26 protein-coding genes are annotated in these 23,554 nt (G+C 63.8%); 12 read left to right on the top strand and 14 right to left on the bottom strand.

Translation table 11 applies throughout. The features are described from left to right. The first annotated feature begins 71 nt into the window (after nucleotides 1–71). On the top strand, nucleotides 72–1,013 hold the full coding sequence (locus AC0IYU_RS10115) for a helix-turn-helix domain-containing protein (RefSeq protein ID WP_472115968.1): 942 nt from the start codon (nucleotides 72–74) through the stop codon (nucleotides 1,011–1,013). 55 nt (nucleotides 1,014–1,068) lie between these two features. Next, nucleotides 1,069–1,482: a GFA family protein gene (locus tag AC0IYU_RS10120; protein WP_472115971.1), complete on the top strand. Its 414-nt coding sequence runs from the start codon at nucleotides 1,069–1,071 to the stop codon at nucleotides 1,480–1,482. A gap of 38 nt (nucleotides 1,483–1,520) precedes the next feature. Here the strand turns inward: AC0IYU_RS10120 and AC0IYU_RS10125 are convergent, their stop codons facing one another. After that, on the bottom strand, nucleotides 1,521–2,348 hold the full coding sequence (locus tag AC0IYU_RS10125; protein ID WP_472115974.1) for an HDOD domain-containing protein: 828 nt from the start codon (nucleotides 2,346–2,348) through the stop codon (nucleotides 1,521–1,523). A gap of 178 nt (nucleotides 2,349–2,526) precedes the next feature. On the opposite strand from AC0IYU_RS10125, the gene AC0IYU_RS10130 reads away from it, so the two are divergent. Then, on the top strand, nucleotides 2,527–2,949 hold the full coding sequence (locus AC0IYU_RS10130) for a hypothetical protein (protein ID WP_472115977.1): 423 nt from the start codon (nucleotides 2,527–2,529) through the stop codon (nucleotides 2,947–2,949). A gap of 28 nt (nucleotides 2,950–2,977) precedes the next feature. On the opposite strand, the gene AC0IYU_RS10135 is transcribed toward AC0IYU_RS10130, so the two are convergent. Continuing rightward, nucleotides 2,978–3,568 carry a ferritin-like domain-containing protein gene (locus AC0IYU_RS10135; protein ID WP_472115980.1) on the bottom strand — a complete coding sequence of 197 codons (591 nt, stop codon included), beginning with the start codon at nucleotides 3,566–3,568 and terminating at the stop codon, nucleotides 2,978–2,980. Between the two features lie 218 nt (nucleotides 3,569–3,786). Here AC0IYU_RS10135 and AC0IYU_RS10140 point away from each other — a divergent pair, with 218 nt between their 5' ends. Next, the gene (locus AC0IYU_RS10140) at nucleotides 3,787–4,446 is read left to right on the top strand and encodes a GAF domain-containing protein (RefSeq protein ID WP_472115983.1); all 660 of its coding nucleotides are present in this window, start codon (nucleotides 3,787–3,789) and stop codon (nucleotides 4,444–4,446) included. 11 nt (nucleotides 4,447–4,457) lie between these two features. Here the strand turns inward: AC0IYU_RS10140 and AC0IYU_RS10145 are convergent, their stop codons facing one another. Beyond that, nucleotides 4,458–4,862, bottom strand: a complete 405-nt coding sequence (locus AC0IYU_RS10145; RefSeq protein ID WP_472115986.1) for a RidA family protein — start codon at nucleotides 4,860–4,862, stop codon at nucleotides 4,458–4,460. A 133-nt stretch (nucleotides 4,863–4,995) separates the two neighbouring features. Here AC0IYU_RS10145 and AC0IYU_RS10150 point away from each other — a divergent pair, with 133 nt between their 5' ends. Further along, nucleotides 4,996–5,931, top strand: coding sequence for a LysR family transcriptional regulator (locus tag AC0IYU_RS10150; protein WP_472115989.1), 936 nt, complete (start codon nucleotides 4,996–4,998; stop codon nucleotides 5,929–5,931). 8 nt (nucleotides 5,932–5,939) lie between these two features. Here AC0IYU_RS10150 and AC0IYU_RS10155 read toward each other — a convergent pair whose 3' ends face one another. Continuing rightward, nucleotides 5,940–6,287, bottom strand: a complete 348-nt coding sequence (locus tag AC0IYU_RS10155; protein ID WP_472115992.1) for a hypothetical protein — start codon at nucleotides 6,285–6,287, stop codon at nucleotides 5,940–5,942. Between the two features lie 585 nt (nucleotides 6,288–6,872). On the opposite strand from AC0IYU_RS10155, the gene AC0IYU_RS10160 reads away from it, so the two are divergent. Both AC0IYU_RS10160 and AC0IYU_RS10165 read left to right on the top strand, forming a co-directional pair. Further along, entirely contained in the window at nucleotides 6,873–7,385 is a 513-nt protein-coding gene (locus AC0IYU_RS10160) for a hypothetical protein (protein ID WP_472115995.1), read from the top strand. 92 nt (nucleotides 7,386–7,477) lie between these two features. Beyond that, nucleotides 7,478–8,272, top strand: a complete 795-nt coding sequence (locus tag AC0IYU_RS10165) for an alpha/beta hydrolase (protein ID WP_472115998.1) — start codon at nucleotides 7,478–7,480, stop codon at nucleotides 8,270–8,272. Nucleotides 8,273–8,404: 132 nt separating this feature from the next. Here AC0IYU_RS10165 and AC0IYU_RS10170 read toward each other — a convergent pair whose 3' ends face one another. From AC0IYU_RS10170 to AC0IYU_RS10200, 7 genes are all read right to left on the bottom strand, one after another. Continuing rightward, nucleotides 8,405–8,761, bottom strand: coding sequence for a cyclophilin-like fold protein (locus tag AC0IYU_RS10170; RefSeq protein WP_472116001.1), 357 nt, complete (start codon nucleotides 8,759–8,761; stop codon nucleotides 8,405–8,407). Between the two features lie 65 nt (nucleotides 8,762–8,826). After that, nucleotides 8,827–11,019, bottom strand: coding sequence for a xanthine dehydrogenase family protein molybdopterin-binding subunit (locus AC0IYU_RS10175; protein WP_472116004.1), 2,193 nt, complete (start codon nucleotides 11,017–11,019; stop codon nucleotides 8,827–8,829). Between the two features lie 14 nt (nucleotides 11,020–11,033). Beyond that, nucleotides 11,034–12,026 carry an FAD binding domain-containing protein gene (locus tag AC0IYU_RS10180; protein WP_472116008.1) on the bottom strand — a complete coding sequence of 331 codons (993 nt, stop codon included), beginning with the start codon at nucleotides 12,024–12,026 and terminating at the stop codon, nucleotides 11,034–11,036. Continuing rightward, a complete protein-coding gene (locus AC0IYU_RS10185) occupies nucleotides 12,013–12,843 on the bottom strand; it encodes a 2Fe-2S iron-sulfur cluster-binding protein (protein ID WP_472116011.1) in 831 nt (276 codons plus the stop codon). The genes AC0IYU_RS10180 and AC0IYU_RS10185 overlap by 14 nt, the downstream gene beginning before the upstream one ends. A gap of 232 nt (nucleotides 12,844–13,075) precedes the next feature. After that, nucleotides 13,076–13,537 carry a cyclophilin-like fold protein gene (locus tag AC0IYU_RS10190; protein WP_472116014.1) on the bottom strand — a complete coding sequence of 154 codons (462 nt, stop codon included), beginning with the start codon at nucleotides 13,535–13,537 and terminating at the stop codon, nucleotides 13,076–13,078. After that, a complete protein-coding gene (locus tag AC0IYU_RS10195) occupies nucleotides 13,534–14,664 on the bottom strand; it encodes an MFS transporter (RefSeq protein ID WP_472116157.1) in 1,131 nt (376 codons plus the stop codon). Before AC0IYU_RS10195 ends, AC0IYU_RS10190 begins: the two co-directional genes overlap by 4 nt. Nucleotides 14,665–14,756: 92 nt before the next feature. Continuing rightward, complete coding sequence (locus tag AC0IYU_RS10200; RefSeq protein WP_472116160.1) at nucleotides 14,757–15,788, bottom strand: alpha/beta hydrolase; 1,032 nt, start codon at nucleotides 15,786–15,788, stop codon at nucleotides 14,757–14,759. 191 nt (nucleotides 15,789–15,979) lie between these two features. Here AC0IYU_RS10200 and AC0IYU_RS10205 point away from each other — a divergent pair, with 191 nt between their 5' ends. Beyond that, nucleotides 15,980–16,879 carry a LysR family transcriptional regulator gene (locus AC0IYU_RS10205; protein WP_472116017.1) on the top strand — a complete coding sequence of 300 codons (900 nt, stop codon included), beginning with the start codon at nucleotides 15,980–15,982 and terminating at the stop codon, nucleotides 16,877–16,879. Here AC0IYU_RS10205 and AC0IYU_RS10210 read toward each other — a convergent pair. Next, nucleotides 16,863–17,786 carry a LysR family transcriptional regulator gene (locus tag AC0IYU_RS10210; protein WP_472116020.1) on the bottom strand — a complete coding sequence of 308 codons (924 nt, stop codon included), beginning with the start codon at nucleotides 17,784–17,786 and terminating at the stop codon, nucleotides 16,863–16,865. The two genes, AC0IYU_RS10205 and AC0IYU_RS10210, sit on opposite strands and share 17 nt — an antisense overlap. A 93-nt stretch (nucleotides 17,787–17,879) precedes the next feature. Between AC0IYU_RS10210 and AC0IYU_RS10215 the strand changes: the two genes are divergently transcribed. The 3 genes from AC0IYU_RS10215 to AC0IYU_RS10225 all read left to right on the top strand — a co-directional run bounded on the left by AC0IYU_RS10215 (nucleotide 17,880) and on the right by AC0IYU_RS10225 (nucleotide 19,590). Beyond that, a complete protein-coding gene (locus AC0IYU_RS10215) occupies nucleotides 17,880–18,305 on the top strand; it encodes a (R)-mandelonitrile lyase (protein WP_435441771.1) in 426 nt (141 codons plus the stop codon). 81 nt (nucleotides 18,306–18,386) lie between these two features. After that, on the top strand, nucleotides 18,387–18,839 hold the full coding sequence (locus AC0IYU_RS10220; protein ID WP_472116163.1) for a (R)-mandelonitrile lyase: 453 nt from the start codon (nucleotides 18,387–18,389) through the stop codon (nucleotides 18,837–18,839). A 49-nt stretch (nucleotides 18,840–18,888) separates the two neighbouring features. Next, the gene (locus AC0IYU_RS10225; protein WP_472116166.1) at nucleotides 18,889–19,590 is read left to right on the top strand and encodes a carboxymuconolactone decarboxylase family protein; all 702 of its coding nucleotides are present in this window, start codon (nucleotides 18,889–18,891) and stop codon (nucleotides 19,588–19,590) included. A 448-nt stretch (nucleotides 19,591–20,038) separates the two neighbouring features. Here the strand turns inward: AC0IYU_RS10225 and AC0IYU_RS10230 are convergent, their stop codons facing one another. Together AC0IYU_RS10230 and AC0IYU_RS10235 are read right to left on the bottom strand one after the other, a co-directional pair. Beyond that, nucleotides 20,039–20,701, bottom strand: a complete 663-nt coding sequence (locus tag AC0IYU_RS10230) for a tRNA-uridine aminocarboxypropyltransferase (protein ID WP_472116023.1) — start codon at nucleotides 20,699–20,701, stop codon at nucleotides 20,039–20,041. Nucleotides 20,702–20,875: 174 nt separating this feature from the next. Then, the gene (locus AC0IYU_RS10235; protein WP_472116025.1) at nucleotides 20,876–21,520 is read right to left on the bottom strand and encodes a hypothetical protein; all 645 of its coding nucleotides are present in this window, start codon (nucleotides 21,518–21,520) and stop codon (nucleotides 20,876–20,878) included. 195 nt (nucleotides 21,521–21,715) lie between these two features. Here AC0IYU_RS10235 and AC0IYU_RS10240 point away from each other — a divergent pair, with 195 nt between their 5' ends. Then, on the top strand, nucleotides 21,716–23,509 hold the full coding sequence (locus AC0IYU_RS10240; RefSeq protein ID WP_472116028.1) for an ATP-binding response regulator: 1,794 nt from the start codon (nucleotides 21,716–21,718) through the stop codon (nucleotides 23,507–23,509). The last annotated feature ends 45 nt before the right edge of the window (nucleotides 23,510–23,554 follow it).

Below are 23,554 nucleotides of genomic sequence, written 5' to 3' on the forward strand. Positions count from 1 at the left end.
AATCCACGCCAACGCGGCCGGCAGCAAGTTCGGTCAGGACAGGCCGCCTGACGGTGATTCATGATCGCCGCATGGACAACCCGTTGCCCCGCGAACCCGAACTTTTCGTCAGCCTGATCGCGTGGATCGAGGAGCGGCTCGACGAGCCCCTCACGCTCGAGCTGATCGCGCGGCGGGCGGGCTTGTCGACGCATCACTTCTCCCGGATGTTCACCGCCCGCATGGGCCGCAGCGCCATGGCGCACGTGCGCGGACGGCGACTCGTGCGCGGCGCCCGCAGGCTGGCCGCGGAGCCCGACCTGAAGCTCGTCGACCTCGCCTTCGATTGCGGCTTCGAGTCTCAGGAGGCCTTTACACGCGCGTTCAAGCGCCTCTTCGGCGTCTCGCCCGGCCGCTTTCGGGTCGGCTTTTCACCCACTCCCATCGAAGGACAATTTCCCATGAATGCACCCAGCAGCACCTCCACGGCAGTGACCCGGTTGCCGGACCTGATCAGGCTCGAGGCCTTCAGCGTCGCAGGCCCCGCCCGACGCTTCGACGACGCGACGAAGTCCGAGATTCCCCAGCTGTGGGCCGCACTCGTGGGCGCCCTGCCGCTGAAGGGCCAGAGCCCGAGCTGGGCGACGTATGGCGTGGTCTGGAGCGCAGACCGGGAGACAGGCGGTTTCCAGTACATGGCGGGCGTGGGGATGGGTGCGGGTGCAGGGACCGCGCACGAACTGCCAAAGGGCTTCACGGTGAAAGAGATTCCCGCGGCGACCTATGTCGTGTTTCGCATCGCCCTGAACGGGTCTGCGCTCCATCCGCAGGTGAAAAGCGCCATGGCGACCATCTGGGGCGAGTTGATTCCTGCCTCGGGACTGCGAGTGGCCGACAGTCCCGACTTCGAGCTGTACGACGGCCAGTTCGCGCCCGACCAGCCAGGGGCCGTCATCGACTTCCATGTGCCGGTCGAGGTGCAGGGGCGCGCGCCCATTCACGACGAACTTGTTACTCCCCTTTCGCAGCGGTAGCCGATTAGATTGGCCGCCATGCCGGCTTCTCGGCAACGTCGAAAGGACCCGAACCATGACCCACGCCTACACCGGAGGTTGCGCATGCGGCGCCATCCGCTATGAGATTGCCGCCGAGCCGATCTTTCAGAACGAGTGCCAGTGCCGCGACTGCCAACGCAAGAGCGGCACCGGCCACGGCTCGTACCTCACGTTTGCGCGCGGCGGCGTGACGCACAGCGGCCAGGCCGCGCTGTGGGACCTGGTCGGCGACAGCGGCAACGTGAAGACCCGCGCCTTCTGCCCGGCCTGCGGGTCGCCGGTGTACATGACCTTTGCGGCGATGCCAGACATCTTCACGGTGCACGCCGCAAGCCTCGACGAGCCCGGCCGGTACCAGCCGCAGGCGGTCACGTACGCGGTGCGCGGACATGCATGGGATTTTCTGGATACGGCGCTGCCGAAGTTCGACAGGATGCCGCCGATGTGAACGGCCCGCCGCAATGCACGGCGTGCCTGCGAGCGCCCTCAGGCGATCATCGCTTCGAGGTCCGCGGCGAGCACACGCGGCGCGGGCATCTTCTGCACCATTTCCTCGGTGATGCCGATGGCCATCGCGGACTGGCTCGGCCAGAGGCCGCCGACATGGCCCAGGTCCACGCCCTGGCGTTCCAGGGCCACGCGCCACACCGCCAGGTGAAGCACGCCGCCCAGCGCATCGACGCGCTCCGACTGCCCCGGACTCACGAAACTCGAGAGCGCACCGACCAGCTCGGAAGCAAAGTCCCAGCGCTGCGCCAATGACGCACTCACATCGCCGTAGTGATAGCCGAACTCGACGCGCTCGAGCTGCGCGCGCCCGGGTGCATCGAAGGGGTGAACGGCATTGAGAGCAGCCATGCGGCGGGGCATCGCCTGCGCCATGATCAGGTGACCGATGGCATGCATGCTGCCCGCGGTGAATGCCAGGTTGGGGTCGACGCGCGGGGTCTTGGAGGCCAGGTACCGCGAGACCGATGCCACGCGCAGGCTGTGGGCCCAGAAGTCCGGAAGGTCGACGCCCTCCACCTTCCTGAAGACGCCCGACACACCCGAACTCACGACGAACGACCTCACGGTGGAAATGCCGAGCATCAGGATCGCGCCCTGGATCGAGGAGATCTTGCGCCGAAGCCCGAAGAACGGCGCGTTGACCATCTGCAGCACCTTGGCCGCGAGCACCTGATCGAGTTCGATGCGACGCGCCACATCCGCAAAAGACACGTTGTCGTCGCGCAGCATCTCCATCAGGTCGGACACCACCTTCGGCACGGTGGGAAGCGACGCGTCACTGGCAAAAAGTTCGTCGAGTGTCATGGCGTGGAGGTGTGTATTGCCTTGGTATGCAAAAGATTTTCCTCCCGCGTACCGATTAGTAAATACTCCATTTGCGCCAATCTGTAATTTCTACGGATACCGGTAGGACCGGGGTGGATGGGCGACATCACACCCCCGCACCGCATGCTCCCGGCCCACGGCATGGAGGAATATCGAGATGTCTGCTGCCATGTTCGCCGCCCTGTTCTTCACGGTGGCGCTGCTCGTCACCACCGCCTACTTCCTCATGGGTTCCCTGCCGCTTCTGGTGTTGAAGCACGACACGCTGCTCGACGCGCGCTTCGTGCGCGGTTTCTTCAACCTCTACTACGTCACCGCATTCGCGACCGCGACCGCAACGGCGATCAGCTTCGTGTTCGCGGGCCGCCCTGGAATCGCGGCGAGTGCCGCCGCGTTGGCGCTGATTGCAGTCGTGCTGCGCAAAAAGATCATTCCCAAGATGGACGCCCTCGGAACGCAGATCCAGTCGAACTACATGGAGGCCATTCCGGGCTTCCGCAGGACACACATCACCGCCATCCTGATCAACCTCGCACAGCTCGTGGCAATCGTGTGGACGCTCATTTCGCTGAGCAAATAGCTGCAGGACCCAGCCCCCTGCGGCAAGGTCAGCCCTGCGCTCTTGCGGCATTGCGCAGGTCGCGGATCTGGTCGTGGTTTTTCTGAGCGCCCGCGGCCTGCCTCTCCACCACGGCGCGAACATCCGCCGGAAGGGCCTGTTTCAGCGCCTTGCGGTAACGGGCAATGCCCGTGTCTTCGCCGCGCTCGCAAGACTCGAGGATCGACAGCTCGCTGTCCGCGCCCACGCTGCCCTTGAGCTGAACCCAGCCGCGGTGCATCGCGCCCGCCGCCGTGCCGCCCGAGGCAGGCTCGCCGCCGTACTTTTTGATGAGTTGAAGCAGCTCTTCGCCGGCCTGGCGACAACCTTCGGAGCGCGTGAAGAACAGTTGCCTGGCGTTCGCCGTCTCGACCTGCTCCGCGCAGGTGCGAAAGCCGTACTCGCCGTCGCGCGCGTTCTCGAGCAGATCGTTCAGGACGTCGACGACGCTTTCGTTCGACAGGTCTTCGTGGCTCACGATGTCGCTGCCGTTGGCTTGCTTGGCGTAGTAGGTTTCGACCGGGGGCACGCCGGGGGTGCCCGTGAGGGGATCGCGGTTCGCCGAACCTTCGTCGGTCGAGCCGTTGTTGTTGTTGGCCATTCGGGTCTCCTGAAATGCCAGTCTGCAGGTGTACAGCGCTCTTCGAAACCAAAGAGTCGATGGCACTGTGGACGGCGCAACCGCCCCCAGACGTCAGCGCTCCGGTGCCGTCGATGTAGGCGCGCCACGACTTTCGACCCGCTTCGCGCGGTGCAAGCCACATTCGTCGCCCTGGACCAGTGCCACTGAAGTACCATGGCCCGTACTCCCCCCACCCCATGACTCTGCTGTCCCGATTTCAAAAAGAGCAAGCGCTCAAGGCCGCTGGGGTGGCTGTGCCTCCGTATCCGAGCGCGCCGGGCGGCGGAGATTCAGGCACCGATGCGGACATCGCCTTCGTCGACGCGGGCACGGCGTGGGAGCACGAGGTCGACCGTCTCTACATCCAGCTGCTGTCGAAGGCGTCGGAAGCGCCGTCGCGGGAGAGCATCGACAGCTTCGTCGCCGTGTGCGAGAGCCGGGGCCTAGCGGAAGCCCTTGGCCAGCTCAACAGGCGCGTGCCGCACCGCTTCACGGCGGTCTACTGGCTCGACGGCGATCTTTTCAGAAACATCGCGCTGGTCGACAAGGCCGGCGAAGCGCGCCCCGAGTACCTGGCAGAAGTGCCGATGGGCATCAGCTTCTGCCAGTTCGTGCTGCGCGACGGCGCGTTCCTGACCACCAACTCCGCGCACGACGACAGGCTCGACGGGCACCCCTACAAGGGCGTGATGGTGGCCTACCACGGCGTACCGATACCGGGCCCCGACGGCACGCTGCTCGGCACGCTGTGCCATTTCGACCTGCTGGAACGGCCGCTGAGCGACGCCGAGTTCGAGCACCTGCGCAGCGTCGGCCGGGCGCTGCCGCCTTATCTGCCGCAGTATCTGCAGCCGTAGCGCAGGCAGGGTCAGCCCCCGCTGCCCTCGGGCAGCCTGGCGATCACCTTGATTTCGAACTTGAAGCCGTAGAGCCACGTCACGCCGATGCCGGTGAGCGTCGGGTGCGGCGCGTTGCCCCAGTACTCGGGCACCAGCTTCCAGATGGTTTCGAAGTTCGCTTCCGGGTCGACGATGAAGACCGTGACATCGACCACGTCGTCGAACGTGCAGCCTGCGGCCCCCAGCACCGCGTTCAGGTTGTCGAAAGCGAGCCGCACCTGCGCCTGCAGGTCGGGCTCGGGCGAGCCGTCTTCGCGGCTGCCGACCTGCCCCGAGACGAACAGGAAGCCATTGGAGCGAACCGCCGGCGAATAGCGGTTCTTTTCATAGAGCGCCTGGCGCCCGGGCGGAAAAACGACGTCGCGTTGAGTCATTGGAAGGCCTTGTCGAAAGTGGTTGAAGAAGAACGATGAAGGGACTTTAGGGAACTGCGCCTTGCGGATAAACGGGCAACACCAACAATCACTGTTTGCAGAACCCAAACAATCCGCGACACCAGGAGCAGACATGGACCGTTTCGATGCGATGCAGGCCTTCGCCCGCGTGGTGGAAGCAGGCAGCTTCACCAAGGCGGCCGACACGCTCCACCTGAGCAAGACCAGCGTGACGCAACTCGTGCAGCAGCTGGAGGCCAGGCTGCGCGTGAAGCTGCTCAACCGCACCACGCGCAAGGTGAACGTCACGGCCGACGGTGCGGCCTACTACGAGCGCGTGGTGCGCCTGCTGGCCGACATGGACGATGCGGAGACCAGCCTGTCGAGCGCCGCGGCTTTGCCCCGTGGCCGCCTGCGCGTGGACGTGCCCAGCCCGCTGGCCCGCATGATCCTGGTGCCCGCGCTGTCGGCGTTCCACGCGCGCTACCCCGACATCCAGCTCGACATGGGCGTGAGCGACCGCATGGTGGACGTGATCGGCGACAACGTGGACTGCGTGGTACGCGGCGGCGAACTCACCGACCCGTCATTGATGGCGCGCCGCGTGGGCGACCTGCAGCTGGGCGTGTACGCGGCGCCGAGCTACCTGGAACACGCCGGCACGCCCGAGCACCCGAGCGAGCTGGAAGACACGCATCACCGGGTCGTGGGCTTCCTGTGGTCGCGCACCGGCAAGGCTTTTCCGTATGCCATGCACCGCGGCGGCGAGCGCATCGAGGTGCACGGCCGCCACGTGTTCTCGGTCGACGACGGCAATGCCTACCTTGCCGCCGGGCTCGCCGGGCTGGGGGTGCTCTGGCTGCCGGACTACATGTCGCAGGCGCACCGGTTGCGCGGCGAACTGGTGCCGCTTTTCGAAGAGTGGCGCCTCGACCCGATGCCGCTCTACGTGGCCTTTGCGCCCAACCGGCATGTCAGCGCCAAGCTGCGCGTGTTCATCGATTGGGTGGCCGAGCTGATGGCGCGGCATGCGCCGCCCGCTGTCGGCCGCACGGTGGTGAATGGCTAGCCAGCCAGCTAGCCCGTCAAGGCTTCGCACTGGCCTTCGATGCGGGCGTGAAGAAGGCTCAGGGATGCCGCGAGCAGCCGCTGCAGCGATTCACGCTGGGGGGCGTCGAAGAGCGGTGCCGGATCCGCATCGGACGCGGCGCAGGCGCGGCGTTCTTCGTCCCAGTCGAGCAGTCGCACCAGCGTTTGCGCGCCCTGCACCACGTCGCGCGCATCGTTGAGGAATGCGGCCTGGCTTTGTCGGGACGCATCGAGTTTGTCGGCTTGCACCCAGTCGAAGGGTTTGAACTGGGCGGTGGGACGGAAGGACGAGGCAGGGTTGCCGGCGTGGGTGCCGGCGTCTGAAGCATGGGCCATGGGGCCTCCAAGGATGTCGATTTGCAACAACCGACGCACCCAACGCCAATTGGGGGCGGCAGCTCGAACAGGTTGGCGTACCGGGACATCCTTGCGGAAACCGGCAGGGCGCGAGCCCTCCCGTTCGAGCCGCCTAAAAAGAGGCACAAACGCAAAAGCCGCAGACCTGTGCGGTGACTGCGGCTTTCGTCGCAGGATGTCATCGGGACGCCAATCCCAGCCCCGCTCATCACGAGGCGAAGGCAATGTAAGCGCTCTCGATGGAGCGCGTCAAGTTTCGGGAGCTATGGAATTGCGATGGCGCGGCTTGTTGAATCGGTGAACTTTTCATCTGGCACGCTCGCAATTTTTGCGAGGGCGGTGCGTCAAGCGGCGGTTGGGTGACGGCTGGCCTTGCGTCAATGCACTGGACGTTTGCTTTGGGGACATCCGAACAGGCGGGCTGGGCCCCGTGCCGTCATCCGCCCGGGCGTCGAAGATGTCTGCTTCGCCAGCAAGCGAGCTGGCGTTGGTCGAGGCTAGACTTCTGAGTAGGCCAACATCGGACATTTGCCACCGCCCTCCAGCCACCGCGTTGCCGCACTCATGTTGACCTCGATCAAGAATCAAATGTTTCATCGAACTACGGTTCTCATCCTGACAGCGTGCCTCGGCTTATCGGCCCGCGCCGACCCGATGCCCAGCCTTGCCTACGATGACGGATTCGTTTGGTACTTGTCCGGTCGCCTCGCGGCCGACCTCATCCGATTCCAGGCAACCGCGCGTGCCCAGCCACAACCGGAGGGAGAGGTGGCGGCTCAACGCGCCGATCTTGAGGTCCTTTATCACCGCTATCTCATCGACTGCAAAGGTCCGCTTCCAGAACTCGCCAAGGTGCTTGGGGTATCAGAACTGGGAAAATCGGCGACCCCTGCATTCGCCCTCGCTATCGCGGGCAGCAGGGAGTACGAAATTTGGCCCATCGTCCGGCGATGGAACGACACCGTCATGCTGACCCTCGTTGACACATATGCGAATGGCAACTACGGAATCTTGCCGGACTGCGTCCTCGAACAGTTTCGGAGACAGAATCCGTTCGCCGTACCGTCAACCAGATGACCTCTACCGTGGGCCACAAGCAGCCAATGGGTTCTAGACAAAAGTGCCGAAAGCAAACGTCCAGGTTCAATGCCTTCTGAAGGATCGACTCAATGCGCACAGTTCTTGCAGGCCTTGCAGTAGGCCTCCAAATCGCACTGATGTCGCCTGCGTGGGCAGACACGTCGACCGTGGTCGACTTGGCCACACGTCCAGGCGTGACACAGCGGATGATCTTTGTAGAACCGGATGGCAAACCACGAGCGGCGGCAGTCCTCATCGCTGGCGGCCATGGAGCGCTCAAGATCTTCCCGAACGGCAGCATTGGATGGGGAGACCAGAACTTTCTCGTTCGCAATCGAGGGCTCTTTGCTCAGCGAGGCATTGCGGTTGTCGTCATCGACGCAGCATCCGATAGGCGCTCGGGCCTGGCGGGGCTCAGAGATTCGGACGAACACGTCGCCGACGTCGAAGCGACCATCAAATGGTTGCGCGAGCGTACGGATGTTCCTGTGTGGCTGGTCGGACATAGCCGCGGGACAGAATCTGCTGTCGCTGCGACTCTTCGCCTAGGGCCGGGCCCCACCGGGCCGGATGGACTCGTTCTGGCCTCGCCCATTTCCAGCGAATCCACTTTTACCAAGGGGCATGCTGTATCGCATTTCAATTTGGAAAAGCTGCAGCTGCCCGTACTCGTGCTGGCCCATCACGAAGACGGCTGCTCGGTGACAGCGCCCAAAGACCTGCCACTTGTGGTGGATCGACTGACAGGCACCTCACGAAAGAATGTGGTCGAGTTGACTGGAGGGAAACCTTCTGGCGATCTATGTGCGCACCAAGGCACGCATGGGTTTGGCGGATTGGATTACCCGGCAGTTCAGGCTATTGCTGACTTCGTCCTGCAATGATGACAGCGCCTGCGTGCAGAGCCTGAAGTCGGCGGCTGAAGACGGTCAGTCGCGATGACGTCGCAATGGACTGGCTCAATCTGAAGCGCTCGTCGAAACGCTGCCCTCGGATTGCCAGCGGCCTTTTCCAACTTAGACCAAGTACAGGTCCGCGACCAAACTGTCTTGATTGCATTTGTTTAAGCGATCAAGCCCTGATTGAAGACGCCCAAGGCGTACCAGTCCGTCTGAAGATGCGCCATCTTGGTAAAAGAAAGCAATGTTTCCCCACGGAGCGTAGAAGCAAATGTCCCCCGATGACGGCGTATACGAACTCGGGGCGCCTTCAGTTGAAAGCTTGCGCGGCAGATCTGCGATCTTCTCTGTTGCCTCGTAGTCTTGCAAATGCAGCGTCATGGGAAGAAGCGAGGCGAAATCCGCTGCACTTGGACTGGTGTCAAGCTCTCCAGTTGCAACGACAGCACCGTCAACGACGATGTTGAGCTTCATTCGGCTCTTTTGTCTCGTTGAGCCAGAAGAATTTATTGCATCAGGTGGTCTGTCGCTCGACGTCATCAAATCAGTTTCTCCGGCGTGATCGGAAGATCGCGCACACGCTTGCCAGTGGCATGAAAGATCGCGTTGGCGATGGCGGCCGGAATCCCCACCATGCCCAGCTCGCCCATGCCCTTCACGCCCAGCGGATTGACGATGGTGTCTTCTTCCTCGACGAAGATGGTTTCGATGGAATGGATGTCGGCGTTCACCGGCACGTGGTAATGCTGCAGGTTGGCATTCATGATTCGGCCATAGCGGTGGTCGATCTCGGTCGCTTCTTCCAGTGCCATGCCGATGCCCCAGACCACGCCACCGATCTCCTGGCTGTGGGAGGCGAGCGGATTCAGGATCTTGCCGCAGGCGGTGACCTCGATAACGCGAGTGACCTTTACCGTGCCCAGGTCCGGATCGACCTTCACCTCGACGAACTGCGCGCCGTGCGCGAGCGAGGTGTACTTCGCGCGCTCGGGCGACGGTGTCGAGTCGTAGGTCTCGGCGATCTCGCTCGTGCCGGTGTGGCGCATGACCTCGGCGATGACGACCGAGCGCGACGGATCGCTCTTGAGGCTCAAGACGCCATCGAGCATGTCCACGTCCGCTGCGTTCGCGCCCTTCAGCGGCGACGCAGCATCCCGGTTCGCAAGATCCAGCAGCTTCGCGACGATGGTGAGCGCCGCACCTCGCACCGCCGAACCCACGCTGGATGTTGTCCACGAGCCGCCCTGCGCCGGCGCCTTCGGCTGCCGCGTGTCGCCCAGCTCGAAATGCACCTGGTCCAGCCGAAGACCGAGGAACTCGGCCGCGATCATGGTCATCACCGTGTAGGTGCCCGGCCCGATGTCGCTGGTCGCGCTGGTCACGCTCGCCGTCCCATCGGCACGGAAGATGACGCGTGCGCTGGCGGGCATCTGCATCGCACCCCACACGCTGGAGGCCATGCCCCATCCCACCAGCAGGCGGCCGTCGCGCATCGAGCGTGGCTCGGCCTTGCGGTTCTTCCAGCCGAACTTCTCGGCACCCAGGCGGTAGCACTCGCGCAGCGCCTTGCTGGAGAACGGCTTGCCGCTTTCAGGATCGACTTCGGCGTAGTTGACGAGCCGCAATTCCATTGGATCGATCTTGAGCGTGTAGGCCAGTTCGTCCATGGCGCATTCGAGCGCGAACATGCCACTCACCGCGCCGGGCGCGCGCATCCACGTCGGCGTGCCCAGATCCGTTGCCGCGACCTTCAACGGCGCGTGAAGGTTGGGGCAGGCATAGAGCTGCCGCGTGAAGCCGGTGGTCGAATCCGAGAACGCCTCGAACGACGAGGTGTTGTGGAACGCCTCGTGGATCATCGATGTCAGCTTGCCGTTGCGGTCGGCGCCCAGCGCGATCTTCTGGATGGTGTTCGGCCGGTAACCGTGTCCGGTGAACATCTGGGTGCGTGTGTAGACCACCTTGACCGGGCGCTTGAGTTCACGCGCCGCCATCGCCGTCAGCGACGGGTAGTAGTTCGGCTTGAGCGACGCGCCGAAGGCGCCCCCCACGAACGGAGACACCACGCGGATGTTCCCGGCAGGCACGCCGAGGCTTTCTGCCAGATGCTTCTGCACGCCGAAGACTTCCTGCGTCTTGTCGAAGATCGTGAGCTGATCGCCCTGCCAGAACGCGATGGCGGCGTGCGGCTCGATCGGATTGTGATGGTTGATCGGAATGCGGTACTCCGCCTCGACCTTGACCGCCGCGGCCTGCATCGCGGCGACCGGGTTGCCGCGGGGCGTGCCCTTTGCCGTGGCAGGGTCCGGCTGCGCGCGGTCCAGCACCGTCGAGAAGTCGGTGTTGTGCGACTCGGTCTGGTAGGTCGTTTTGACGAGCCGCGCCGCATACCTTGCCTGTTCGTAGCTCTCGGCCACGACCAGCGCGATCGGCTGGCCGTTGAAGAAAACGCGGTCCGATTGCAGCGGCCACGACCACGCTGGCGCTGCACCGGCCGCGGGTGCCGGACCGAGCCTGCCCGCGTTCAGATGCGTGAAGACACGGATCACGCCGCCCGCCTGTTCGGCTTCGCGCGTGTCGATGGCGGTGATGCGGCCCTTGGCCACCGTGCTCAGCACGATGAAGCCGTAGCTGACATTCGGGATCTGGAACTCTGCCGTGTACTTCGCCTTGCCGGTGACCTTGGCGAGCCCGTCGACGCGGGTCGTTTCCTTGCCTAGATAGCGTGCCATGTGATTTCCCTTCTTCACGCCAGGCGCGAAGCGCGCATCAGCGCCCGCACCACAGAACGGCGACCCAGTTCCACTTTGTGGGCGTTGTGCGCCAGCGGACGCGCATCGCGCAGCGCGGCTTCGGCAGCGCGTTGGAATGTGGCCTCGTCGGCACGCTGGCCCACGAGCACCGCTTCGGCCTCTGCACTGCGCCAGGGCTTGTGCGCGACGCTGCCCAGCACCACGCGCGCCTGCCGGATCCTGCTGCCGTCCATGTCCAGCGCGGCAGCCACGGAGACCATCGCGAAAGCGTATGAGGCACGGTCGCGCACCTTCAGGTAGTGCGCGTTGCGCGCGAAGTCTCCCGCGGACACGGGCAGCTCGATCGCGACGATCAACTCTCCATGCTCCAGGTTGTTGTCGCGCTGCGGCGTGTCGCCCGGCAGCCGATGAAAGTCGGTGATGGCGATCAGTCGCTCGCGGCCGTCCGGCGCGCGCACGCGCACCCTGGCATCGAGTGCGTACAACGCGGTGGCCATGTCGCCGGGATAGGTCGCGACGCAAGCCTCGCTCCAGCCGAGGATCGCGCCGATCTTGTTGAGGCCCTCGCGCGCGCCGCAGCCACTGCCGACCTCGCGCTTGTTGCACGGCATGGATGTGTCGTAGAAGTAATTGCAGCGCGTGCGCTGCAGCAGGTTGCCGCCGTTGGTGGCCATGTTGCGCAACTGACCCGAGGCGCCCGCGACGATCGCCTGCGTGAGCAGCGGGTAGTTCTCGCGGATCAGCGGGTGGTTGGCCGTCTCTGTGTTGGTGGCCAGGGCCCCGATAGAGAGGCCGGCGCGCGTGCGCTGGATGTCGCGCAGCGGCAGGCGGGTGATGTCGACCAGGCGCGTCGGGCGCTCGACGTCTTCTTTCATCAGGTCCAGCAGATTGCTTCCGCCCGCAAGGTATTTGGCTTGCGGCAGGGCCGACATGGCGGCGGTCGCGGACGTGGCATCCGTTGCCCGCACGTACTCAAACGGTCGCATGGCCGTCCTCCTTGCTGGGTGTCGTGGTCATCGCCAGCTGCGTCTCGGTGGCGAAGCCCCAGGTTTGCGCGGCCTGCCGGCCCGAATGCACCTCCTGAATCGCCGCGACGATGCCCGGGTAGGCACCGCAGCGGCAGATGTTGCCGCTCATGCGCTCCTTGATCTCGTCGTCGGTCAGGCGCGTGGTGGTCTTCCCGACGTTCTCGGTGACGTGGCTGACCTGGCCGCGCTGTGCTTCGCCCAACATGCCAACGGCGGAGCAGATCTGGCCCGACGTGCAGTAGCCGCACTGGAAGCCGTCGTGCTTGACGAAGGCCGCCTGCATAGGATGCAGCTGGCCTCCCTTCGCCAGTCCTTCGATGGTCGTGACCTCGCGGCCCTGCAGCGTAGCAGCCAGCGTCAGGCAGGAGAGGACGCGTTGTCCGTCCACCAGCACGGTGCAGGCGCCGCACTGGCCCTGGTCGCACCCCTTCTTGGAGCCTGTCAGCGCAAGGCGCTCGCGAAGCGCGTCGAGCAGCACGACGCGTGAGTCGATGTCCAGCGCATGCGGTGTGCCGTTGACCAGGAAGCTGACCTTCACGACGTTCTGCGCGACGACGGGCGCGGAGGCCGCGCCGGGCACAGGCGGCATCTGCGCGAGCGCAGATTCGGTCGCCAGCAGGTTGGCGGCGAAGAGGCCGATGCCACCGCCGCCGGTCTGCATCATGAACGTGCGTCGCGCTTGCCCCACGTCGTTGAGTGCGGGCATTTCTCGCAGCAGTGCCGCTTCGTCGGCATTGAGTTCGGACGGGAGATCATTCTTGATTTCGTGGGGCATGGACGGTGTCCTTTCAAAATGGGATGCGGTGGCAGTTCGCCAGCTCATCGCGGTGCGTGTTGGCCGGGGCCGTGCTTGACCGTGCGCAGCGAAGCCTTCTGCGGGCTTTTTTTTGGTTGTTCTTTGCCGCGTTCGACTGTGTCAAACACGCCGCGCGTCGACTACGTGACAAATGCTTAATGCCTTTATTACTTCAGCTAATGAATTTCAGGCCGCGGGCTGCGTTGAGTCTTCATTGCCTTGAGAATCCGACCTTGACGCTGCCCTGTCCGAGCGCTTGCGCCAAACCGGCCGGGTCGTCCACCCGACCCAGACGCGTGTACGAATACTGCGAATCGAACGTCAGATAGAAGACGACTACGGTGCTCGTGCCGTACAGCATGAGGTCGCCGTTGCGGATCGTTCCCGGTCGCCTAGCGTTCGCGGGCAACTCCATCGCCAAGTCGAACTTCTTTTCGTTGGCGTTGAGATCGGTCATGTCGAGCGTCATCGGCAGTCGCGCAGCGAACGCACGGGCGGCATCCGTATCGGCCAGGGTCACGGCCATGCGACGTTCGCCGACGGTCATCCACATGCGTGACTCGGCGTGACTGGCACCGACAGCGAGCAGGCCGATGCACAAGCCCGCAAGGTGCAGGCGCCACCGTCTGCGAGGTTTGACCGTCGTGGCGAAAGGAACGAGGCTTTGGATCATGTCGATTTCGTGCGGTCAGCACGCGCTGTCAAGACAACCAGAAACGCGCCGATCAGCAACAAGCCGGCGCTGAAAGAAAAGGTGCTCCGGTAGCCGCTACCGTCGAACAGCAGGCCACCCACCGTGGAGCCGAGCGCGATGGAGAGTTGCACCACCGCCACCATGAGCCCGCCGCCGGCTTCGGCGTCTTGCGGCAGCGTGCGTGCGATCCACAGCCACCAGCCGACAGGCGCTGCGGTTGCCACCAGGCCCCAGACGCCCAGCAGCACCGTCGTGGCAGACACCGAGTCTCCCGCGGCGACAAGCGTCACCGCGATCGCGGCCATCAGCACCGGAATGATCGTCAGCGTGCCGTAGAACCCGAGCTTCAGAAACCGGCCGATGACCGTGGTGCCGACGAAGCCAGCGACACCCAGCATCAGCAGCACCAGCGACAGCGTTGACACATCGACCTGCGTCACTGTCTCCAGGAACGGCCGCAGGTAAGTGAACAGCGCGAACTGCCCCATGAAGAAGATGCCAACTGCCAACATGCCGAGCACGACCAGCCGGTTCTTGAAGAGCCTGAAGACATTGCCCGAGCCACGCGAACGTGGCTGTACCTTCATGGCCGGCAGACTGAACCACTGCCAGACGAATGCGATCGCCGCCACCGGCACCAGGCAGAAGAACGCGCCGCGCCACCCGATGACCGAGGAGAGGAAGCTGCCCAGCGGCGCCGCCACGACCGTGGCCAGCGCATTGCCGCTGTTGAAGATCGCGAGTGCACGCGGCACCTTGGACGGTGGCACGAGTTGCATGGCGGTGGCCGCCGACATGGACCAGAAGCCTCCGACCACGACACCGATCAGCGCCCTGCCCGCCATGTAGGTCAGGTAGTTGGGTGCGAGCGCGACGATGGCCCCCGAGAGGCACATCAGCGCGGTCAGCGACAGCAGCAGTGCTTTGCGGTCGATCCTCGTGGCGATTGCCGAGATCGACAGGCTGGTAAGCACCGCGAAGGCGCCGGAGATGGCGATGCCCTGTCCCGCCATGCCTTCGGTGACCTTGAGGTCGGTCGCCAACGGCGTCAGCAGGCTGACGGGCATGAACTCCGAGGCGATCAGTGCAAAGACGCACAGCGTCATCGCGAAGACTCCGCCCCAGTGGGCTGGCTGCGCTTCGCTTCGTTCGTCTGAATCGGCGCTGCCGGCCGACGCGCCAATGGCTTGTGCCGTCATCAGGCGCTCGCCCCAACGAGGTGCTTGTTGAAGAACGAGGTGAGCTTGTCGAAAGGGATCAGCGTGACGCGGTCGTACAGATCCACATGGCCGGCACCCGGAACGATGAACAGCTCCTTCGGTTCGGCGGCGCGCTTGTAGGCGTCTTCGCTGAACTCCCTGGAATGGGCCTGGTCACCAGTGATGAACAGCATCGGCCGAGGCGAGATCGTCTCGATGTCGTTGAACGGGTAGAAGTTCATGAACTTCACGTTGCTGGTCAACGTCGGCATCGTGGTGGTGCGCGCCGATGCGCCCTTGGGGGTGAACTCGCCGCGCGGCGTGCGATAAAAATCGAAGAACTCGCGTTGGATGGGATGCGTATCGGCTGCCAGCGCGAGCACCGTTCCGCCGGTGTATTGGACAGCGCTGCCGTTGAACTCCGCCTGCCGTTGCTCGGCGGCCGCAGCGATGATCTGCTTGCGCTGAGCGACCGTCTGCGAGTGGTTCAGCGCATCGCGGTTGGCCGAGCCCATGTCGTACATGCTCACCGTAGCGATGGCCTTCATCCGCGGATCGATCTTGGCTGCACTGATGACGAAGCTGCCGCTGCCGCACACGCCGATGGCGCCGATCTGCTGCTTGTCGACGAGCGCCTGGCTGCCAAGGTAATCGACTGCAGCGCTGAAGCTCTCGGCATACATGTCGGGCGAGACGGCATTGCGCGGCTGTCCGTCACTGCCGCCCCAGAACGCGAGGTCCAGCGAAATCGTCACGAAGCCCTGTTCCGCCATCTTGGTCGCGTAGAGATTCGCGCTCTGTTCCTTTACCGCCCCCATGGGATGACCGACGACGATCGCCGGGCTGCGCTTCTTGCGGTCCAGCTTTTTGGGAAAGAAGAGGTTTCCTGCGATGGTCATCTGGTACTGGTTCTTGAAGCTGACCTTTTGCACGGTGACTTCGTCGCTCGTGTAGAAATTGTCTGCGCCGCTTGACAACCGGGTGCTCTTCATCGGCGCCGCTGCCAATGTGGCGCCAGTCGTCGACAACATGCCGGCGGCAGCGGCGCCGGTGCCAGCCATCTTCAAAAATTCGCGGCGGTCGGAAGGGGTGCCTGTATGGGTTTTCATGGTCGATGTTCCTTTACGGCAAGTCTGCCGATCGACGAGGAAATTGACTAGGTAATGAATGCTTAATACATTTATTAACTCCACTAATCAGTGCGCGCCCCGCGAAGACCAACATGCCAAGACGCAATCTCAACGACCTCCTGGCCTTTGTGACGGTGGCCCGCGAAGGCAGCTTCACCAAAGCGGCTGGCACATTGGGCGTTACGCAATCGGCGCTCAGCCAGGCGATCCGCGGCCTGGAAGAAGGCCTGCAGATCCGCCTGCTCACACGCACCACACGCAGCGTCGCACCTACATCGGCTGGAGAGCGACTCATGAAGGCGATCGGCCACCGCTTCGACGAGATCGAGGCCGAACTGGAAGCACTTACCGAATTGCGCGACAAGCCCGCCGGCACCGTGCGCATCACCTGCGGCGACAACGTGCTGCACACGGTGCTGCTGCCCAAGCTCACGCCGCTGCTGCGCGAGTACCCGGAGATCAAGCTGGAGTTCGACATGAACTACAGCTTTCGGGACATCGTGGCCGACCGCTTCGATGCGGGCGTGCGCATGGGCAACACGATCGACAACGACATGATCGCAGTGCCCATCGGCCCGCCGCTGCAGATGGCGGTGGTGGCATCGCCCGAATACTTCGCCGTCCATTCCATTCCCAAGACGCCGGCCGATCTGACGAAGCACGCCTGCATCAACCAGCGCATGCCGACATCGGGCGGACTCTATGTGTGGGACTTCGAGAAGCGTGGCCGGAAGGTCAACGTCCGCGTGGATGGGCCGCTGATCTTCAACACCGCGCCTCCGCAGATCGACGCATCGCTGGCCGGGCTCGGCATCTCGCTGCTGCCGGAAGACGAGCTGATGGCGCACATCGACTCGGGGCGGCTGGTTCGCGTGTTGCAGGACTGGTGCCCCAAGTTCGCCGGCTACCACCTGTACTACCCCAGCAAGCGGCAGCCGTCGCCGGCCTTTTCGCTGGTGGTAAAGGCATTGCGCTTCAGCGCTTCGCGGTAAAAGCAGTTCGCTCGGGTTTGCGATACCTGAGCGCCTCGATCACCAGCGCCAACGCCGGCGCGATCTGGCGCCGGTTCGCATAGTAGAGGTGATAGCCCGGAAAGGTCGGCCACCAATCTTCCAGCACCGGAATCAGTCGGCCTGCTTCAATGTGTGGCTTCATCAGGTCGTAAGGAACATAGGCAAAGCCCAGGCCGTCGAGCGCTGCCTGCAGCATCAGGGCCGTGCTGTTGAAGATGGTCTGCCCGTCGACCTTCACGTTGACCGACTTTCTACCCTTCTCGAAATCCCACGCGTACAGGTTGCCGCGCGTCGGCAGGCGCAGGTTCACGCACCGGTGTTCGGTCAGGTCCTGCGGCTTCTTCGGCGATGTCTTGCCCGCCAAGTACTCAGGGGAGGCAGCCACCGACATCCGCATGTCGGGCGAAATGCGCACGGCCACCATGTCCTTGTCGATCCGGTCGCCGACTCGCACGCCGGCGTCGAAGCGCTGCGCCGCGATGTCGGTGAAGCCGTAGTCGACGCTGAACTCGATCTGGATGTCGGGGTACTGCTTGAGCAAGGGCATCAGGCGCGGCCAGAGCGCGGTGCCGATGGCGTGGTCGTGTGCGGTGATGCGCACCGTGCCGGCCGGCTTGTCGCGCATCGCGCTGAGCTGACCTAGTTCGGCCTCGATCTCCTGCAGACGCGGCGCCACCGTGTCGAGCAGGCGCGCGCCGGCTTCCGTGGTCGAAACGCTTCGGGTGGTTCGCGTTAGAAGCCGCACGCCCAGCCGCGCTTCCAGCGCCAACATCGCGTGGCTCAACGCCGAGCGCGAAAGACCAATTTGCGCTGCCGCTCGGGTGAAGCTCCGCTCGCGAGCGACCACCACAAATGCTTGCAGATCGTTCAGGTTTTCTTTGGCCATTGGTGATTGATTTGCACAAGTGCATGCTGATTTTGCAGTCTTCTCGGAAAACCGGCGCAGAAATACAGTGGGGCGAATGCAAAGGCCACTCCTATGAAACTCATCCGTCCCGGCACTCAAGCATCCGCCAAGGGCCCTGCTGAATGCTTCACTGGCTCCGTCCGCATCGACTTGCTGAACAACCCGCCGCCGCCTGCGCGCACGTCGTGCGCCAGCGTTACCTTCGAGCCCGGTGCGCGTTCGGCTTGGCATACCCATCCACTGGGCCAGACACTGATCGTCACGGCGGGCTGCGGGTGGACCCAATGCGAAGGCGAGCCGATCGTAGAGATTCGTGCGGGAGATGTCATCTGGTGCCCGCCCGGCCACAAGCACTGGCACGGCGCGACCGCCACAACTGCGATGACGCACATTGCCGTGCAGGAAGCGCTCGACGGCAAGAACGTTGAATGGCTGACGCACGTTACCGATGCAGAGTATTTCGCAGGCCCGGCGGCCACTGCGACAACGCATGGCTGAGCTATTTCGTTGAGCTGGTTTCAGATCAATAAGGAGTCCCATTTGAACCACCGTCTTCGCGCCTTGGGCGCATGTTTTTGGATGGCGCAGGCCTGCGCGGCTTACGCCGTGGAACCCGCCGTGCCCATCACAGCCCAGCAGATTTTTCGCGCGGGAGCCACGCCATCCGTGGCTGGTCCTGAGGCGACCTTCACCGGTCGCGTCAGGGTCGATCAGCTCTGGCCCGCCACCAGCGGGATTACCGCAAGCGGCGGCTACGTTACTTTTGAGCCGGGTGCACGTTCTGCGTGGCACACCCATCCTGCCGGACAGCGGCTGGTCGTCATTTCAGGTGCAGGCCGCACACAGGAGTGGGGCAAGCCCGTTCAGGAGCTACGAGCCGGGGATGTCGTCTGGTGCCCGCCGGGTGTGAAGCATTGGCACGGTGCATCGCCTGCAGTGGCGATGACACATCTTGCGGTGACAGGAATGCTCGATGGAAAGAACGTCGAATGGATGGAGAAAGTCAGCGATGAACAGTACACAACACGTTAAGCGCTTCTCGAAGCTTGCCCTCGGCCTGGCAATCGGCGCTGTGGCCATGATGGAGCATGCGCCCTCGCATGGACAGACCTCAGCGGCGACGCAGCGGGAGTCTGCGTCCGAGACCCTCTCAATGCGCCAGCAGGCCATCGTTCCGATCGCGGCGTTCGGCGCTTCTGGTGACATGGCCCGGCTCGCTATCGCGCTCGATCAGGGCCTGGACGCCGGGTTGACCGTCAACGATGCGAAGGAAGTGCTCATACAGCTCTACGCCTACGCAGGATTTCCGCGCAGCTTGAACGCTTTGAACGAACTGATGAAGGTCGTCGAAGCACGCAAGCAACGCGGCATACAGGATGCACAAGGGCAGCTGCCTGGAAGGCCCATTCCAACCGGCGAAGCGCTGCTCGCGGCCGGCACCGCGAACCAGACCAAGCTGCTGGGCGGTCCCGCAAAGGGCGCCATCTATGACTTCGCGCCAGTGGTGGATCAGTACCTGAAGAGCCATCTGTTTGGTGCCATCTTCGAGCGCGATAACTTGGATTGGCAAAGTCGCGAGCTCGCAACCGTCGGGATGTTGTCGGCGTTGCCGGGGGCTGACGCGCAACTGCAGGCACACATGGGCTTCAGCATGAATGTGGGCATCACGGCGGGCCAGCTGGATCAGTTAACGAAGGTATTGGCCGCGAAGGTGGATGGGCAAGCTGCAACGCGGGCTCACGATGCGCTTGCGCGCCAACTGGCGTCGCGGACAAAGAGCTGAGTGAATCGTTGAGGTTGGTTTGTAGCAAGGATGGAAATCGTCGCTCTGCATGCGCTACCCCGAGCAGACCGTCATCCACCTTGAAAAAGTATCTATCGCGCTTCCATTTCGCCGGGCGCGTGCAAAGCGTTTAGCTGCAACGGCTGCTTTGCAGGGCGGAGCAGCCTTTCGCTGGCGGACTCCGGGCGGCCGCAATCGCTGCGAAGCAGCGCTTCGGCGAGGTCCAGCAACGGACCGCCCCGGGCCCTGCGCCGCCGGCAGTGCTCTGGCTAGATTCGGGCATGAGAGGCCATCCAGCAAAGTTCTGGCACCAGTCATCCGATAGCAACCCATATCCGAACTTGACTGCTTTCCGGCGTCCGACCGGAGCAACCTGATGTCCCAACCGGCCCGGTGGCGTCGACTCCCTTCGACTCCAGTCGGCCAAAACCAGCGATTGGCTGGTCACCTAAATGAACCCCGCAACCCTTGGTCGAGGGCAGGACTTGTCAGTTTGCGCGTTTCGCTGCCCGCCAGCCTGCTCCAAGTACTCTACAAACCCGTCGAAGGCATCCAACAAGGGCTGGAACCGCGCCGCACCGCCTTCCAGTTGGCCCAAGGCGTAGCAGGTCGCCTCCAGCGTGGACAGTTGGTCAGGCCCATGGGCTTTGCGGATACGGTAGTGCGAAGGCGGCAGGTTGCGCAGCGCCAAGCGGGGCAACTGTTGCAGTGGCGGGCTTTGGTAGAGCATCTTTCGGCTTTTGCGCCAGGTGCCGTCCAGCACGACCAGACGCAGGCGCGACTGGGCTTGCAGCCACTCGCGCGGTAGCGGGGGCTCAACCCGCAGGTCCGGCGCGGAATCTTGCAGACTGTCCGGGTACAGCAGCAGCGTGTGCTTGCCGTCCACCGGCCACACCGGCACGGCAAATGCCTCACCCACCACCAAGCGGCAGTGCGCCAAGCTGAGGTGCAGCAGGCGGGCGCTGCCTTTGGCCTGATGTACCTCCATCGGGTGCTGCAGCACCAGTACCTCCACCGCGTGGGCGGTGGGCGCGACCCAGCGGCAAATGCAGGCGCTGAGCGGGCGCAGGCAAGCGGTGCACTGGGGGCGTGGAACTGAAGCGGCGGACATGGCCGGATTTTATTCAGCGTGCCTGGCTGGGCAGTGCGTGAAAGGAGATGTCTCATAGCTTTGGCGCGACGACCGGCCGCTTTGAACAATGTCGGAAGACCGCATTGGCACTGAGCAGTCATGACTAGCGGCCGATAGCAGCCATCGTATTTTCGCGAGAGGCGCGCCGCGTTATCACGCGATGCTGCTGCGCTGCAGGCGTTCCGTACCCCCAGCCGAGATGTCTTCGAACACAGAATCAAGCGCAGCAAATACTTCCCAACGGTCCGTCCCCAGGTGCTGCGCAGCTTTGTCGATTACAAGAAGCTCCAGTTCCTCCTCTCGCTTGCCTTTCCATAGCTTGTCAGCAAGCGCAACGGAGAGCTCTTCCAATCCCAGACCGGGGCTGCGCCATGCTGCGTGAGATACACAGCACTCGGCTATCTCGACCTGAACATCGTTCTCAAGCATCAACCGCTTGCCTTCGGCTTCATGGAGCGACCCGGGTCCGCTCATCTCCTCCGGATGCAGAATCTTTCCGGCGTCGTGGATTGCCACGCCCAACTCAATTCGTTTTGCATCGACGTCTAGCCCCAATTTTGCGTAGCGTTCCACGAGCATGTCGGCGGCTTCTCCAACCAATTGAACATGAAGCAGCAACCGCGGAGGAGCACCAAGCCGCTTCAGCAGTTGATATGCATCTGTGCGACTGCGCAGCATTTTCGGCTTGACTTGATAGTTGAGTTTCCGCTTCGCTGATCGGGACACCTTGTGGCGGCACGGCGAACGACGGGTTCTCCGCGGCGACGCGTTCGCGCCGGAAAAGCGGATATTTTTCATAAGTACGGGTTTGAACCTTTAGCCTACGGCACGGCCAGTTGCTCCAGGGCAAACTGCGCACCGCTGATGAACGTCGGGTCCTGGCCCGTCAGTTGCCTTCCCGCGTCAGCCCCCAGAATTCTGCAGCACCACGCCACCAACAGGTTGGATTGCACTCAAAATCTGTGCGTTCCTGCGCTTTCCGCCGACCTTTCGTTGAACACCACCACCATCGACACGTCCAGCAGCCTGCGAGTGCTGCGCGAGCATCTTTCCTCGGCCTATGCGTCGCGCAACGCCGGCGTGTGCGGTCATCTCTGCTTCACCTTCATCGGCGGCGCGATGGGCTACTTCTATTTGAAGTTGCCCATGGTGCTGCCCTTTGTGGCGATGCTTGTCTTCGCGAACCTGTACGTGCTGTGGGCCCCGCGCTGGCATCCCGAGGTGCCACTGGCCGATGGACCGCGTTGGGCGCGCAGGCACACCCTTCAGATGATCCTGATCGGCGTGGCCACCGCACCCGTGCCCTGGTTCTTCGTATCGACGCAAAACCCGGAGGTGACGGCCCTGATGGCCATCCTGATCATGGTCGGCTGCGGGCTTGCCATGCAATCGTTGTGGCCCATGACGGCCTCGCTGTTCGGCTATGGCATTCCGATGATGGGAGGACTGATTGGTGCGTTGCTCTGGCACAGCGATGGCGTGAACCTGTTCCTGGCAGCCGTGGGCACGGCCTATTTGCTGTTTGCGCTGCGCCGCGGCGTCTTGCAGCACAAGCAGCTGACCGATGCGCTGATCCTGCGCTTTGAGAACGAGTCGCTCGCAAGCCGCCTGACAGAGCAGATCGCGGCGACCGAGCGCGCCAGCGTGGAGAAGACGCGCTTCCTTGCGGCCGCCAGCCACGATCTGCGCCAGCCCCTGCACGCCATCGCGCTGTTCGGTGCGGCGCTGCAGAACGCGCTGCATGATCACCCCGAGCACCAGAACGCCGAGCGGCTCATGCGCTCGGTCAATGCGCTGGGCCACTCGCTGGACACCATGCTCGATGTCTCCCGCCTCGACGCCGGCGTGATCACCCCGGACATCCGGCCCGTCGCGCTCGACACGCTGCTGGTGTCGCTCAACCATGTTTTCCTGGCGCGTGCAGAGCAGGCGGACCTGCAGCTGCGGGTACAGGCCAGTGGTGCATGGGTTTACAGCGACGCCCAGTTGCTGCAGAGGATGCTCTCGAACCTCGTTGACAACGCGCTCAAGTACACGGTGCGCGGCGGCGTCATCGTGCGCGTGCGCTCGCGCGGCGAGCGCCTGTGGATCGAGGTGCGCGACACGGGCATCGGCATGGCGCCCGAGCAGCTGGGCCGCATCTTCGAGGAGTTCTACCAGATCAACAATCCGGAGCGCGATCGTGCACGCGGCCTCGGTATCGGCCTGTCCATCGTGCAGCGGCTGTCTCGGCTGCTCGATCATCAGGTTCAGGTGCACTCACGCGTGGATCGCGGCACGCGCTTTCGCGTGCACCTGGCGCCAGCACACCCCCCGCCCGACACGTCACCCGGCCCGAGGCCGAGCACCCCGCAGCAAGGTGGATTGCCGCGCCGGATGCCGCCCCAGCCTCCGACGCCGGCCTTGGCGCGGCGTGTGCTGCTCATCGACGATGAGGCCGAGATCCGCCAGGCGATGAGCGAGTTGTTGCGCGCATATGCATTCGATGTACAGGCGGTGGTCGACGAGGGCACGGCGGCCATGGCACTGTCTCAGGCGGAAGCCGAGGGGCGAGCGTTCGAACTGCTGCTGTGCGACTATCGATTGGCCGACGGTGGCAGCGGACTCGATGTGGGCCTGCGCTTGCGTTGGCGCAATGGCACGCGGATGCCGCTGCTGCTGATCACGGGGGAGACCGCGCCCGAGCGCCTGCAGCGGGTGCGCGAATCCGGTGTCCCCGTGCTGTTCAAGCCCGTGAACGCAGACACATTGCTGGATACCATCGACGCGGTGTTGAAGAGGGTATGAATGCCGCAACCCAAGTTGACCGAGGACACCCAGCCTTGGCAGCCC

The organism is Variovorax sp. AC103 (genome assembly GCF_979254005.1).